The organism is Streptomyces sp. ISL-12 (genome assembly GCF_018614415.1).
GTDB lineage: Bacteria > Actinomycetota > Actinomycetes > Streptomycetales > Streptomycetaceae > Streptomyces.
Window position 1 is genome coordinate 52952 of sequence record NZ_JAGGOO010000028.1, and the last position, 13730, is coordinate 66681.

A 13730-nucleotide genomic window follows, 5' to 3' on the forward strand; every position below is an offset into this window, starting at 1 on the left:
TCACCCCGGGCCGGTGAGGTACCGGTGGAGCATGGCGACGAGTTCGTCCTCCAGGCGCCGGGTGCCCAGCGGGTCGGGAGCCGAGCAGACCTTGTGGACCACCAGCTCCACCGTGGTCACGGCGAGCCGGGCGGCGGCCTCGGTGTCGGCCACCCGGACCTCGGGGTGGTTCTCGAACAACTCCTGGGTGTACCGGAAGCGTTCCGCCTCGTAGTCGTTCACCTTCGCCAGCAGTTCCGGCGACCGCGGTGCCTCCTCGGCCATGATGCGCAGCAGCCGCGGATCGTCGACGTGGTTCTCGATGGCGGCCCGCACGAACACCCGGAGCGTGTCCTCCAGCGATGGGGGCAGCCCCTCGGCCAGGTACCGGGCGACACTGGCCTCCCCGGCTTCCAGGTGCCGGGTCACCAGCTCCACCAGGATCGCGTCCTTGTTCGGGTAGTACTGGTAGAGCGAACCGATCGAGACCCGCGCCCGTTCGGCGATCCGGTTGGTGGTGCCCGCCGCGTAGCCGTACTCCTCGAAAATGTGAGCAGCCGCGTCCAGGATGCGCTGCCGGGTCAGCTCGGCGCGGACCTGACGGGGCTGTTTACGTGGGGCGATGGCGCGTCGGCCGGATGTCATGGAACCTCCTGGTCAGGCCCGCGAAAGCGAGTGGCGAACGACCTGAGTAATTGCTCACAATAGTGGCATGACCTGCGGCGGAGCCGTCAAGGACGGCTGCCGATCCTCCTGTTGGGAAGGACCCTTCATGACGCATGTCGCCACGTCTTACCGGAGTGTTCCCCCGGACGCGGTCCGGGCCCGGCTCGGTGGACCCGACGCCATGACGGCGGCGAAGAAGACCGACCGCCTGGACGCCTTCTTCCGCCGGTTCATCGCGCACTCGCCGTTCCTCACCATGGCCACGGCCGACGCCCGGGGCCGTGCCGACTGCTCGCCCCGGGGCGACTACCCCGGCTTCGTGAAGGTCCTCGACGACCGCACGCTCGCCATCCCCGACCGCCCCGGCAACCGGATCGCCGACTCCTTCCGCAACCTCGCCGACAACGACGGCATCGGGCTGCTCTTCCTCATCCCCGGCATGCGCGAGACCCTGCGCGTCAACGGCCGTGCCCGGCCCACCGACGAGCCCGACGTCCTGGCCCGCATGGAGACCGAGGCGAGGCGGCCGGTGCTGGCCCTCCTGGTCGAGGTGGACGAGGTCTACTTCCACTGCGGCCGCGCGCTCATCCGGTCCCGCCTGTGGGACCCCGCCGCCCAGGCACTCGCCGACGAGATGCCCTCGGTCGGCGAAGTCGCCGTCGCGCAGTCCGGCCTCGACATCGACCCGGAGATCATCGCGAGCCGCCTCGAAGAGGGCTACCGCGAGCTGTACTGACCCGGCCCGGACACCGCCCCTCGCCGAAGGAGACCCCCATGACGCCACGGCCCCAGGCACCACCGCCCCAGGCACCACGACGCCTGACCCCTCCGCCCTTGTCACCACCGCCCCGGCAGACCGTCGTCGTCGACCGCATGGCACCCCTCACCGAGGACGTCGTCTCCCTCACCCTCAAGGGCGCCGAAGGCCGCCCGCTCGCCCCCTGGGAGCCGGGCGCCCACATCGACGTCTCCCTGCCCAACTGGCTGACCCGGCAGTACTCGCTGTGCGGGGACCCCGCCGACCGGGACACCTACCGGATCGCCGTGCGCCACGACCGCCTCAGCCGGGGCGGTTCGGAGTACGTCCACCGCTTCCTGCGCGCCGGGCGCGGCCTGGAGGTGTCCGCGCCGCGCAACCACTTCCCGCTGCTGCCCGCGCCGGGCTACCTCTTCCTGGCCGGCGGCATCGGCATCACCCCCGTCCTGCCGATGCTGCGGGCGGCGACGGCGGCCGGGGTACCCGCCCGGCTGGTGTACGTGGGCCCGTCGACGGACACGATGCCGTTCGCCGACGACCTGCGCGCGCAGTACGGGGACCGGGTGCGCGTCGTCGCCACCCGGGAACAGGGCAGGCCCGACCTGTCCGCCCTGGCCGCGGAACTGGACGACGGCACCCTGGTCTACTGCTGCGGCCCCGCGCCCCTGCTGTCCGCCGCCGAGGCCGTCTTCCCCGCCGGGCGTCTGCGCGCGGAGCGGTTCCGGCCGCTGCGCCGGGAGTTCGGCCCCGACACCGCCTTCGAGGTGGTGTGCGCCCGGTCGGGCGGCACCGTGCACGTGCCGGAGGGGAAGCCGATGCTCGACGCCCTGGCCCACAGCGGCCGGACGGTGTCCGCCGGCTGCCGGGAGGGCGTCTGCGGAAGCTGTGAACTCACCGTCCTGGACGGCGAACCCGACCACCGCGACGACATCGGCGCCCCGGCGGGCCGCATGTATCCGTGCGTCTCCCGCGCACGGTCGGCCCGGCTCGTCGTGGACCTGTGAGCCGTACCGCCGAACCACCACGACGAGAGCGAGACAGCGATGAGTCTGCTGCCCAAGACGCGCATGCCCCGGACCCGGCGCATGATCAACCTGGAGGTGCGGGCGACCGAGCGGCTGAGCCCCACCTTCCTGACCGTCACGCTCGGCGGTCCCGAACTGGCCCACCTGGAACCCATGGGACACGACCAGACCGTACGGCTGTTCTTCCCCCGCGCGGGCCAGGAGCGCCTGCGGATGCCGCGCCGCGACAGCGAGGCGTGGATGGCCGAGGTACTGCTGATGCCGAAGGCGAGCAGGCCCTGGGTGCGCAACTACACCATCCGCCGCATCCGGCCCCGACTCGGGGAACTGGACATCGAGTTCGCCCTGCACGGCGACAGCCCGGCCTCCGCCTGGGCACGGGGCGCCCGGCCCGGCGACCCGGCCGGCGTTTTCGACATGGGCATCACCTACCTGCCGCCCGAGGACGCCGCGTGGCAGTTGCTCGTCGGTGACGAGAGCGCGCTGCCGGCCATCCTGGCCATCCTGGACGGGGCGCCCGCCTCCCTCACCGGGGACGTGTTCCTGGAGGTGCCGGGCAAGGCCGACTTCCGTACGGACCTCGCCGTCCCCGAGGGCGTCACGGTGCACTGGCTGGCCCGCGACGGCGCCGCACCGGGCGCGGCGGCACTCGACGCGGTGCGGCGCGCGGAGCCGCGGCCGGGCCGGGGATACGTCTGGGCGGCGGGGGAGTCCCGGCTGGCCACCGGTGTACGCCGTCACCTGGTGCGGGACCGGGCCGTGCCCAAGTCGGACATCGCCTTCCACGGCTACTGGCGCCAGGGCCGGCCCAGCCCCGGCTGAGCCCGGCACCGGAGGGCGCGGCCACCCCGGAGGCCGCGCCCGCTTGGAGGACACCGGCCGCCGCGCCTTCCGGTGGACGGGCACGACACCCACGCCACCCCCTGCTCATTGGTACAGACCAGGAACACGATGCACCCGGGCCAACCAGGTGTGTCAAGGGCCGGGCGACGACGAAAAATTCTTGAATCGAAGCCAACGCGCCGCCGCGCCAAGGGTGTTGACACCGCTACTTGGTCTAGTCCATTGTGAGGCCTCGTTCGGCGAGTGGCACAGGAGACCGGTGTCCGCCGCCCCGCCCCGCTCCGCCACCCGGCCCCGAGCGGAACCCGTAGCCCCTCCCGCGTGCGCACAGTGGCACGCCCTCCGCACAGACCGCCGTCCACGGCAGGCGCGACGGCGACGACTTGGAGCACCACATGGCCACACCCGACCCCTACCTGTACCGAGCCGCCTCGGACATCCCCTACTTCAGCGCGGACGCGGACACCTACCTCGCCCGCACCCAGCTGCGCGACCTGGAGAAGACCCGCCCCCTGCGGGTGCTGACCGAGGAGCAGTTCGCGCACTGGCAGACGTACGGCTACACCGTCGTCGAGCAGGCCATACCCGCCGAGTCGGCCCGGCGCCTGCTGGACTTCGCCTGGGAGTTCCAGGGCCTGGACCCCGACCGCCCGGAGACCTGGTACGAGGAGCGCGCCTACCGCTCCGACCTCGATCGCGAACTGCACGTCTACGGCTTCGTCGAGGCCTACCACCACCAGCTCATCTGGGACAGCCGCCAGACCCGGCGGGTCTACGACGCCTTCGCCGACGTATGGGACTGCGCGGAACTCTGGGTCACCCTGGACCGCCTCAACCTCAACCCGCCCAACGTCAAGAACCGCGACCGCGCCCTGATCGAGCAGCGCGAGCGCGGTTTCGACATCGAACTGCACTGGGACGTCGACACCACCCTCGGCGTCCTGCCCCAGCGGGTCCAGGGCATCATCGCCCTCAACGACACCGAGCCGGACCACGGCGGCTTCCAGTGCTGCCCCGAACTCTTCCGCCGCTTCGAGAGCTGGAAGGCCCTCCAGCCCGCCGGCCGCGACCCCATCCGGCCCGCGATCGACCGCGCCGAACTGCCCGTCGTACGGCCCGACCTGAAGGCCGGTGACCTGCTGATCTGGAACGGTCTGCTCGCCCACGGCGTCGCGCCGAACACCTCGGGCGGCGGAGTGCGCGCCGTGCAGTACCTGTCGATGATGCCCGCGCTGGAGGAGCACGAGGAACTGCGCCGCTCCCGCGTCGGGTCCTGGCGCACCCTCGCCACCCCCGAGTGGAACGCCACCCTGCTCGGCGACGCCCGCCGGCCCGAGTCCGAGCGGTACCCGACCGCCGAACTGAACGACCTGGGCGCCCGCCTGCTGGGCCTGAAGTCCTGGCGCGACGGGAGCGACACCGACCAGCCCACCGGGGACACCGCATGCGCCGCATCTGCCTGACCCTGCCCACGAACCGGTCCTGCCCCGAGACCATCACCGCCCTCGGCGCGGAGGCGGCGTACGCCGTCGAGCGGCACACCGACGTCGAAGTCGAGGTACTGATCCTCGACTCCTGCGCCCCCGCCGTGCGCACCGCACACGCCACCGTCGTCCGGCGCCTGCCCGCCCACCCGCGCATCACCGTCCACCACCTCGACGAGGCCGCCCAGCGCGCCTTCCTCACCCGCGTCGTCACCCGCTCCGGCAGCGCCAAGCCCGACCTCCTCCTCGACCTGCTCCTCCCCGACGGCCTCTCCTACGGCGCCTGCACGAACCGCGCCTTCCTGATCGCCGCCGCGCTCGGCTGCGAGTCCGTCCACCGCCGCGACTCCGACAGCCGCTACCAGCGCCTGGACGGCCGTACGGTCTTCCCCGTCCACCACGAACTGGCCGCCCTGGGCAGACCCGCCGGGCAGGCCGAGGTCACCGACACCGACCTGCCGGCGGTGTACGCGGACCGGACGGTGGCGATGGTGGGCGGCTCCTTCGTCGGCGAACTCTCCGTCGACATCGCCGACATGCGCCGGGCCGACCCCGACGTCTACCGCGACGTGGTCGGCCTGTGGGCACCGGCCCACTGGTCCGCCGCACGCAGACACGAACTGGCCGAGGAGTCCTTCCGGGGCGCGGGCACCGAACCGTTCACCGGCGACCGCTCACTGCTGACCCTCGTCGACCCGATGCGCGTCGACATGTGCAACATCGCCTTCCACGGGGTGCACGAACGCGTGCCGCTGCCACCCGCCCGGGACACCATCGGCAGCGACTACTTCCTGATCCACCTGGTCCACGACGCCCGGCTGCCCGGCGTCCTGCACAACCGGCACATCGTCAACTACCACACCGGCGAACGCCGCACCGAGGACGGCTTCCGCGCCTATCAGCTGCGCTTCGTCAAGTTCCTGCTGTCGATGCTCTGCTTCCACCACGTCTACGACCGGATGGCAGACGCCGGCGACGCCCTGCTGGACGACACCGGCCGGGTACGTCCCGCCGCGATCGCGGCGTTCGCCCGGGAGAGCACGGGCCTCGACCGGACGGAGAACACCCGGCGGCTGGACACGGTCGACGCCGCCTACCGGCGCCTCGGCGGCCGGTACGCCGACGTCGCCGACCTGCTGACCGCCCGCCGCGCACGCCTCCTGGACGAGGCCCGCGACGACATGGCGGACTTCGCGCTGCTGACCGAGGCGTGGGAACCGCTGATGTCCGCGGCCAAGCGCACCGGACTGACCGCACCGCCCGGGCAGCCCGCGTGAACACACTGACCGGGACCGCCCCGGCGCTCAGCGCGCCGCTCGCCGCAGCACTCACCGCCGCCGGCCCGGACCGCCTCGTCCTGGACCTCGGCGGCATCGCCCGCGCCCACGCCACGCTGCGCCGCGAACTGCCCGGCGTCCACGTCCGGTTCGCCCTGAAGGCGTGCCCGGTGGACGAGGTCGTCGGCACGCTGGCCCGGGCCGGCGCCGGAGCCGACGCGGCGAGCCCCGCCGAGATCGAGCAGGCCCTGCGGGCGGGTGTGCCGGCCGGCCGCGTCCACTACGGCAACACCGTCAAATCCGACCGCGACATCGCCGCCGCCCACCGGCTCGGCGTCCGCACCTTCGCCACCGACAGCCTGGAGGACGTGGCCGCCCTCGCCGCGCACGCGCCCGGCGCCCGGGTCTTCTGCCGGGTGGCGGCCCAGGGAGAGGGCGCGGTGTGGGGCCTCTCCCACAAGTTCGGGTGCACGCCCGCGGACGCGGTCCGCGTCCTGGAACGGGCCCGGGAGGCGGGCCTGGTGCCGTCCGGCCTCTCCGTGCACGTCGGCTCCCAGCAGATGACGGCCGAGGCGTGGCGCGTCGCCGTGGACGACCTCGCCGAGGTGCTGCGCGCCCTGCGCCCCCGCGGCATCACCCCGGACCACGTCAACCTCGGCGGCGGACTTCCGGCAGTGGGCTACCTCGACCGGCACGGCCACCCCCTCGACCCGCCGCTGGACAAGATCTTCGCGGTGCTCCGGGAAGGCATGGACACCCTGCGCCGGGCCCACGGCGGCCCCCTGGACTTCGTCGTCGAACCCGGCCGGTACCTCGTCGCCGACCACGGCGCCGTCCGCGCCCACGTCGCCCGGCTCGCCCGGCGCCGGGAACCGGGCGGCGCGGACCGGTACTGGCTGTACCTGAGCTGCGGCAAGTTCAACGGCCTCTACGAGATGGACGCGCTCCAGTACCGGCTGGTCTTCCCCGGCCGTACCGGCGGCCCCACCGTCCCGGCCGTGGTCGCCGGACCCACCTGCGACAGCGACGACGCCTACTCCCACGAGGACGGCCACGTCCGGGTACCCGCGGACCTGGCGTCCGGCGACCCCGTCTGGGTGCTGTCCAGCGGCGCGTACGCCCTCAGCTACACCACCCGCGGCTTCAACGGCTTCCCCCCGCTGCCGTACACCGTCACCGGCGGCGCCGATGACTGAACCCGTACGGGTCCGCCGTATCACCGGCACCGACTGGGACGCCGTCGCGGCACTGGAGCGCGACGCCTACGCCCCGCTCGGCCTGTCCGAGGGGCGGGCCGCGCTCCAGTCCCGGGCGGCCGCCTCGCCGGAGACCTGCTTCGTCCTCGATGTCGGCGGCCGGACGGCCGGGTACCTGCTGGCCCTGCCGTACCCGGCGCTGAGCGTCCCCGCCCTCGGCCGGACCGAGCGGGCCGCCGCCGCGCCGCCCGGCAACCTCCACCTGCACGACATCGTCGTCGCGCCCGCCCTGCGCCGCCGGGGACTGGCGCGGCACCTGCTGCGCCGGCTCACCGGCACCGCCCGCGTCCGTGGCGACGAGCGGATCTCCCTGGTCGCCGTGGGCGGCAGCGACCGGTTCTGGACGGCCCGCGGCTTCGTACCGCACCCGGACGTCACCCCGCCCGGCGGCTACGGACCCGACGCCGTCTACATGTCCCGGCCGGTGCCGGCCCCGCGTGAAGTGAGCTGATGCGCATGCCCCTGCTCCATGACCCGTACCGCCGCGGCCAGTTGGCGGCAGCCGCGCTGTTCTGCTCGCTCGGGTTCCAGTACGCCACCTGGGCGGCGCGGATACCGGCCCTGAAGTCGGACCTGGGGCTGAGCACGGCCGAGGTCGGGGTGCTGCTGATGGCCGCCGGCGTCGGCGCCGCCGTCTCGTTCCCGCTGGTGGCCTGGCTGATGCGGCGCCTGGGCTCCCGGCGGCTCGCCCTGCTCTCCCAGCTCTGCCTGGCCCTGCTCCTGCTCGCCCTGGCGGCGGCGCCGAACTATCACGTGGCGCTGCTGGTCATGTGCGCCGACGGCGTGCTCGTGGGCTGTCTGAACGTCGCCATGAACGCGCAGGGAGCGGCTCTGGAGGCCAGGTTCGAGCGCACCACCATGGCCCGGCTGCACGCCACGTTCAGCGCCGGATCACTGCTCGCCGCCCTGGTCGCCTCCGCCATGACGACGCTGACCGAGTCGGTCGGCGCGCACTTCGGCGTGGCCGTCGCCCTCCTGCTGGTCCTGGGCGCCACCGCCCGCACCGGACTGCTGGACGAGAAGGGCAGCGGCGAGGCGACGGACGCGCCCGTGCCGGACGAACGCCGCCGGAGCTGGACCGTACCCACCGCGCTCACCCTGTGGATGTGCTGCGCCATGGTCTTCGGCACGGTCGCCGAGGGCGCGATGAACGACTGGTCCGCCCTCTACCTGAAGGACGTCGCCGGGGCGTCGGCCGGGCTCGCGCCGCTCGGTATCGCCGTGGTGTCGGGCGCCATGGTGATCGCCCGGCTCTTCGCCGACGGCTGGCGCGACCGCTGGGGCGACCGGCGGGTCGTCCTGCTCGGCAGCGCGCTGGCCGCCACCGCCCTGACCGGCGCCCTGCTGAGCGGCGGGGTGCTGCCGGCCCTGCTCGGCTTCGCCTGCGTCGGCCTCGGCATCGCCGCCGTGACGCCCTGCGTCTACGCGGCGGCGGCCCGGCAGGGCTCGGACGCGCTCACCCTCGTCGCCGCCATGGGCACCACCGGCCTGCTGGCCGGACCGCCGCTCATCGGGTTCGTCGCGGACGCCGCCTCACTGGCGTGGGGCATGGGCGCCGTCGCCGGGTCGGCGGCCGTGGTGGCCCTGTGCGGTACGCGGATCAGCTGGGAGCCGGTGGGCGCCGCGGCCCCCGCCGCCGTTCCGGTCACTCCTCCAGAGCCGCCTCGGGTCCCATGACGACGACCGGTTTCCGGGCCGGGTCCAGCGCCTTCAGCAGCACCCGCATGTGCTCCTCGCGCAGGGAGACACAGGCGTTGGTCGGCCCGTCGTGGTCGACGTGGATCCACACTCCGCCGCCCTTGTCCTCGCCCAGCGGCCGGGTGTTGTCCAGCGGGGTCGTGCCGGGCACCCGGTTGTAGTCGATGGCGACGACGTAGTCGAACGAGCCCTCCAGCGACTCACCGAGGTGCCCGGTGCCCTCGGCGGAGAAGTCCGGGTCCTGGTCGTAGGGGAGCCGGGCCCACGGGGCGGGCAGCCGTCCCCCGGCGTCGCTGAGCGTGAACACGCCGATGGGGGTGCGCAGGTCCCCGGCCTCATGGTCGCGGGTCCAGCCACGCAGCCCGTTGTGCGCCGGCCACGGACCGGCGACGGCCCGCCAGCCGTGCTCGGCGTCCCGCTCGTACAGCACGACCCGGGCCCGGTTGCCGTTCTCCGTCGTGCCCCGCACCACCACGGCCTGCCGGGAGGCGGCCGGGACCCGGTCGCGCAGGGCGGGCCCGACCCCGGGGAGCGGGCGGGGGGCGGTTCTCGCCGGAGGAGCACCGGGCGCGGGCGTGCTCTGCGAGGAGGAGCCGCGCGGCTCCTGGGTACAGCCGGTTCCCAGCAGGCCGGTGCACACCACGGCACCGAACGCGCACACCAGCACTTTCCTCAGCGTCATACCGAACTCCGCCTCCGTACGTGGACCTGATCATTGCTTGACCACTTCCGGTACGGGTTTCCCGCGGGCCGCCCCGCCTCCCCCGTTCGGCGCAGACGGTGCCCCGGTGGCGGGAAGAGTTCACCCGGCCGGGACCGGCGCCCCCCGTCCGGCCGCCGACACCACACCGCGAGGAGGTACCCGCCTCAGGCATCCGGCGAGCACGCCGGGACATGTCCTGGCGGCCGGTCAGGACCGGTACCGCCCGGCCAGTTCGACGCCCTGCGCGCCGAACGCGGCGAGGTCGGCGTCGAAGACCCGCTGGAGCAGGCTCGCGTCCTCGACACCCGGGGCGCAGACCGTCTCCCCCAGCTCCAGGCCGCGCAGCCCGGCGGTGACCACGTCCTCGGCGGACATCCGGGGCACCGCGCTCAGGTCCAGGCCCTGCCGCTCGTGGAACTCCGTCGCCACCACACCGGGACACAGCACCTGCACCGTGACCCCCGTACCGGACAGCTCGGCGGCCAGCACCTGGGACATCGCGACCAGATGGGCCAGCGCACCGGCGTAGACCGCGCGTCGGGGCAGCTGGGACGCCGGGGCCGGGCCGCTGAACGCGATCATGCCGGCCACGTTGACGATGACCCCCTCGTCGCGGGCCAGCATGCCGGGGAGGGCGGCGCGCGTCAGCAGGGTCGGGGCGGCCACCTTGACCTGGACCAGTTCCCGGGCCTTGGCCGCGGGCAGGTCGGCGAGCGGCATGTAGTGGGCCACGCCCGCGTTGTTGACGAGCATCGTCAGGGGCTCGGTGGCACACACGTCCGCGACCGCGTCCACCCCCGCGTCGGTGGACAGGTCGGCGACCAGGGGGCGGACCTCGACGTCGGGGAACTCGGCGGCGAGCGCCTCCAGCCGGTCGGCGCGGCGGCCGACGGCCACCACGTCGTGGCCCTGGCCGGCCAGCCGCCGGGCGAAGGCCCGGCCGATGCCCGACGAGGCGCCGGTGACGAGTGCGAGCTTGTTCATGGCTGCTCCTGTGTGCGGGGTGCGAGGGGCCGTGCCTTCCGGCGGGCGGCCGACTCCACGGTGGCCCACCCGCCCGGAGGCAGCCATCGCCCCCGCTGTCCTGGTACCGCCAGTGCCAGGACGGCGGACGGCCGCCCCTGCCCCACGGACCCGCGGCGCCGGCCCCGCGCGGTCAGGACGGCGGAGCCGGCAGCGGCAGCGCGGCCAGGGCGCGGGCGGCGTGCACGAGGTTGGACGCCATGGCCTTGGCGGTCGACACCGACCAGTCGTGGCCGCGGTCGTCGTCGAGGAAGTCGGGTCCGGGGCCGGGACCGAGGTGCCAGTACGTCCACGACTGGCCGGGGACGGTGTAGCCGATGTCGACCAGGGCGCCGTTGATCTCGCTGATGACGTGGTGGGCGCCGTCCTCGTTGCCGGTGACGACCACCCCGGCCACCCGGTTGTAGGCGACCGGCCGCCGCTGGTCGTCGGTCTCGCCGAGCATGGCGTCCATCCGCTCCAGCACCCGCTGGGCGACGGAGGAGGGCCGGCCCAGCCAGGTGGGGGAGGCGATGACGAGGATCTCGGCGGCGAGGAGCCTCTCGTGCACGGCGGGCCAGTCGTCACCGTCCCCCATGTCGGTCCGTACACCCGGCTTCAGGTTCAGGTCGACGGCACGCACGGTGTCCACCGTCACGCCGTGCCCCTGGAGCGAGGAGATGACGGTGGCGGCGAGGGCCTCGGTGTTCGACGGCTCGGGCGAGGGCTTGAGGGTGCAGTTGACGACGAGTGCGCGCATGTGCGGGAGCCTTCCCCCGACGGGGCGTCACAGGCGGGTGCGACTCCCACCCTCACCCGCCCCGGCGAGTGGCCCGCCTGCACCTGCACACCCACGACACGGCGGGCGGCCAGCTCGCCACCTACCTGGCCGCCGTACGCGCCGGGGCGGACGCGGTCGACGGCGCCGTGGCGTCCATGGCCGGCACCACCTCGCAGCCGTCCCTGTCCGCGATCGTCGCCGCCACCGACCACTCCGAGCGGCCCACCGGCCTGGACCTGAGGGCCGTCGGCGACCTGGAGCCGTACTGGGAGAGCGTCCGCAAGGTCTACGCCCCCTTCGAGGCGGGCCTGGCCGCGCCGACCGGCCGCGTCTACCACCACGAGATCCCCGGCGGCCAGCTCTCCAACCTGCGCACCCAGGCCGTCGCCCTCGGCCTCGGCGACCGCTTCGAGGACATCGAGGCGATGTACGCCGCCGCCGACCGGATGCTCGGCCGCCTGGTGAAGGTCACCCCGTCGTCGAAGGTGGTCGGCGACCTGGCCCTGCACCTGGTGGGCGCCGGGGTCGACCCGGCGCGGTTCGAGGCGGACCCGGACCGGTACGACATCCCCGACTCCGTCATCGGCTTCCTCCGCGGCGAGCTGGGCACCCCGCCCGGCGGCTGGCCCGAACCGTTCCGCTCCAAGGCGCTGCGGGACCGCGCCGAGGCCGCACCGGTCACGGAACTGTCCGCCGAGGACCGCGCCGGCCTCGCCGGGAACCGGCGCACCACCCTCAACCGGCTGCTGTTCCCCGGCCCGTCCCGCGAGTTCCAGACCCACCGGCGGACGTACGGCGACACCGGCGTCCTGGACAGCAAGGACTTCTTCTACGGGCTGCGGCCGGGCACGGAGTACACCGTCGACCTCGAACCCGGCGTACGGCTGCTCATCGAGCTCCAGGCGATCGGCGAGGCCGACGAGCGGGGCATGCGGACCGTGATGGCCGGTCTCAACGGGCAGTTGCGGCCGATCCAGGTCCGGGACCGGGCGGCGGCCTCCGACGTCCCGGTGACCGAGAAGGCCGACCGGAGCGACCCCGGGCAGGTCGCGGCGCCGTTCGCCGGTGTGGTGACCCTCGCGGTCGCCGAGGGCGACCAGGTGGCGGCCGGGGCCACGGTGGCCAGCATCGAGGCGATGAAGATGGAGGCGGCGATCACCGCGCCCCGGGCGGGCACGGTGACCAGGCTGGCCGTCCACCGCGTCCAGCAGGTCGAGGGCGGGGATCTGCTGGTGCAGCTGGAGCCGGAGCCCCGCGGCTAGGCGTCGACGGGTACGCCGAGCCGGCCCGCCACGGCGGTGAGGGTCTCGCCCAGCGGGAGCGCGACCCGGGTGACGGCGTGCCGGTCGCCCCGGGTCGGGTCCAGGTTGACGATCAGCACCGGCGTGCCGGCCTCGGCCGCCTGCCGGACGAACCGCAGCCCGGACATCACCGTCAGGGAGGAGCCCAGCACCAGCAGGGAGGCCGCCGCGCGGACCAGCGCACGGCAGTGCTCGACCCGCCGAGGCTGCACGGCCTCCCCGAAGAACACCACGTCGGGCTTGAGGACGCCGCCGCAGACCGCGCACGGCACCACGCGGAAGTCCCCGACCTGGTCGTCGGTGAGGTCGGCGTCCCCGTCGGGGTTGATGTGGGCGGCCACCGGCGCGAAGTCCGGGTTGGCCGCCGCCAGCCGCCGGGCGAGTTCCCGGCGCGGGCTGAGGTCGCCGCAGGACAGGCAGACGACCCGGTCCAGGCTGCCGTGGAGCTCCACGACCCCCTCGCTGCCGGCGGCCTGGTGCAGGCCGTCGACGTTCTGGGTGATCACGCCCGACAGCAGGCCCCGCCGCCCGAACGCGGCCACGGCCCGGTGCCCGGCGTTGGGGCGGGCCCGGCCGAAGGTGCGCCAGCCCAGGTGACTGCGGGCCCAGTACCGGCGCCGGGCCTGAGCGTCGCCGGTGAAGTCCTGGTAGGTCATCGGGGTGTGCCGGCTCAGGCTCCCGCCCTCGCCCCGGTAGTCGGGGATGCCCGACTCCGTGGAGATCCCCGCCCCGCTGAGCACCAGCACACCGCCGGCGCCCAGCGCCTCGGCGACCGGCTCCGGGTCGGTGGTGCCCGGCGGCAGGTCCTCGGTGGGGGTCCAGCTCAGGGTGGGGCGCATGCGCATGCCGCAAGGGTACGGAACCGGCGCGGACGCGCGACGCCGTGCGGAACGGCTCCGGCCCGGACCTCGGCGAGGACGTGGCCGCCCGGTCACGGCCGGCGACCGGGCGAACGGGC

The 13730-nt window shown here is 74.1% G+C and carries 13 protein-coding genes and 1 pseudogene; 9 read left to right on the forward strand and 5 right to left on the reverse strand.

Annotation, left to right across the window (positions count from 1 at the left end; translation table 11 throughout):
* Complete coding sequence (locus J7I94_RS08320) at window positions 1-624, reverse strand: TetR/AcrR family transcriptional regulator (protein ID WP_215166298.1); 624 nt, start codon at window positions 622-624, stop codon at window positions 1-3.
* A gap of 127 nt (window positions 625-751) precedes the next feature.
* Here J7I94_RS08320 and J7I94_RS08325 point away from each other — a divergent pair, with 127 nt between their 5' ends.
* The 8 genes from J7I94_RS08325 to J7I94_RS08360 all read left to right on the forward strand — a co-directional run bounded on the left by J7I94_RS08325 (window position 752) and on the right by J7I94_RS08360 (window position 8964).
* The gene (locus J7I94_RS08325) at window positions 752-1381 is read left to right on the forward strand and encodes an MSMEG_1061 family FMN-dependent PPOX-type flavoprotein (protein WP_215166300.1); all 630 of its coding nucleotides are present in this window, start codon (window positions 752-754) and stop codon (window positions 1379-1381) included.
* Window positions 1382-1518: 137 nt separating this feature from the next.
* On the forward strand, window positions 1519-2406 hold the full coding sequence (locus J7I94_RS08330) for a PDR/VanB family oxidoreductase (protein WP_251074850.1): 888 nt from the start codon (window positions 1519-1521) through the stop codon (window positions 2404-2406).
* 39 nt (window positions 2407-2445) lie between these two features.
* A complete protein-coding gene (locus J7I94_RS08335; RefSeq protein WP_251074835.1) occupies window positions 2446-3249 on the forward strand; it encodes a siderophore-interacting protein in 804 nt (267 codons plus the stop codon).
* Between the two features lie 416 nt (window positions 3250-3665).
* On the forward strand, window positions 3666-4733 hold the full coding sequence (locus J7I94_RS08340) for a phytanoyl-CoA dioxygenase family protein (protein ID WP_215166302.1): 1068 nt from the start codon (window positions 3666-3668) through the stop codon (window positions 4731-4733).
* Complete coding sequence (locus J7I94_RS08345; RefSeq protein WP_215166303.1) at window positions 4715-6031, forward strand: DUF6271 family protein; 1317 nt, start codon at window positions 4715-4717, stop codon at window positions 6029-6031. Before J7I94_RS08340 ends, J7I94_RS08345 begins: the two co-directional genes overlap by 19 nt.
* 5 nt (window positions 6032-6036) lie before the next feature.
* Window positions 6037-7227, forward strand: a complete 1191-nt coding sequence (locus tag J7I94_RS08350) for a type III PLP-dependent enzyme (protein ID WP_251074851.1) — start codon at window positions 6037-6039, stop codon at window positions 7225-7227.
* Window positions 7220-7738: a GNAT family N-acetyltransferase gene (locus J7I94_RS08355; RefSeq protein ID WP_215166305.1), complete on the forward strand. Its 519-nt coding sequence runs from the start codon at window positions 7220-7222 to the stop codon at window positions 7736-7738. The genes J7I94_RS08350 and J7I94_RS08355 overlap by 8 nt, the downstream gene beginning before the upstream one ends.
* 5 nt (window positions 7739-7743) lie before the next feature.
* Window positions 7744-8964 (forward strand): MFS transporter, encoded by a 1221-nt coding sequence (locus J7I94_RS08360; protein ID WP_215166307.1) that lies wholly within the window; start codon window positions 7744-7746, stop codon window positions 8962-8964.
* Here J7I94_RS08360 and J7I94_RS08365 read toward each other — a convergent pair.
* The 3 genes from J7I94_RS08365 to J7I94_RS08375 all read right to left on the reverse strand — a co-directional run bounded on the left by J7I94_RS08365 (window position 8933) and on the right by J7I94_RS08375 (window position 11450).
* Window positions 8933-9667: a L,D-transpeptidase family protein gene (locus tag J7I94_RS08365; protein WP_215166309.1), complete on the reverse strand. Its 735-nt coding sequence runs from the start codon at window positions 9665-9667 to the stop codon at window positions 8933-8935. The genes J7I94_RS08360 and J7I94_RS08365 overlap by 32 nt on opposite strands.
* A 228-nt stretch (window positions 9668-9895) precedes the next feature.
* Window positions 9896-10672, reverse strand: coding sequence for an SDR family oxidoreductase (locus J7I94_RS08370; RefSeq protein WP_215166310.1), 777 nt, complete (start codon window positions 10670-10672; stop codon window positions 9896-9898).
* Window positions 10673-10844: 172 nt separating this feature from the next.
* Window positions 10845-11450, reverse strand: a complete 606-nt coding sequence (locus tag J7I94_RS08375; RefSeq protein WP_215166311.1) for a flavodoxin family protein — start codon at window positions 11448-11450, stop codon at window positions 10845-10847.
* 77 nt (window positions 11451-11527) lie between these two features.
* Here J7I94_RS08375 and J7I94_RS08380 point away from each other — a divergent pair.
* A pseudogene (locus J7I94_RS08380) lies at window positions 11528-12733 on the forward strand (biotin/lipoyl-containing protein); the annotation flags it as partial.
* On the opposite strand, the gene J7I94_RS08385 reads toward J7I94_RS08380, so the two are convergent.
* Window positions 12730-13617 (reverse strand): NAD-dependent protein deacetylase, encoded by an 888-nt coding sequence (locus J7I94_RS08385; protein ID WP_215166312.1) that lies wholly within the window; start codon window positions 13615-13617, stop codon window positions 12730-12732. The pseudogene J7I94_RS08380 and the gene J7I94_RS08385 sit on opposite strands and share 4 nt — an antisense overlap.
* Window positions 13618-13730: the final 113 nt, after the last annotated feature.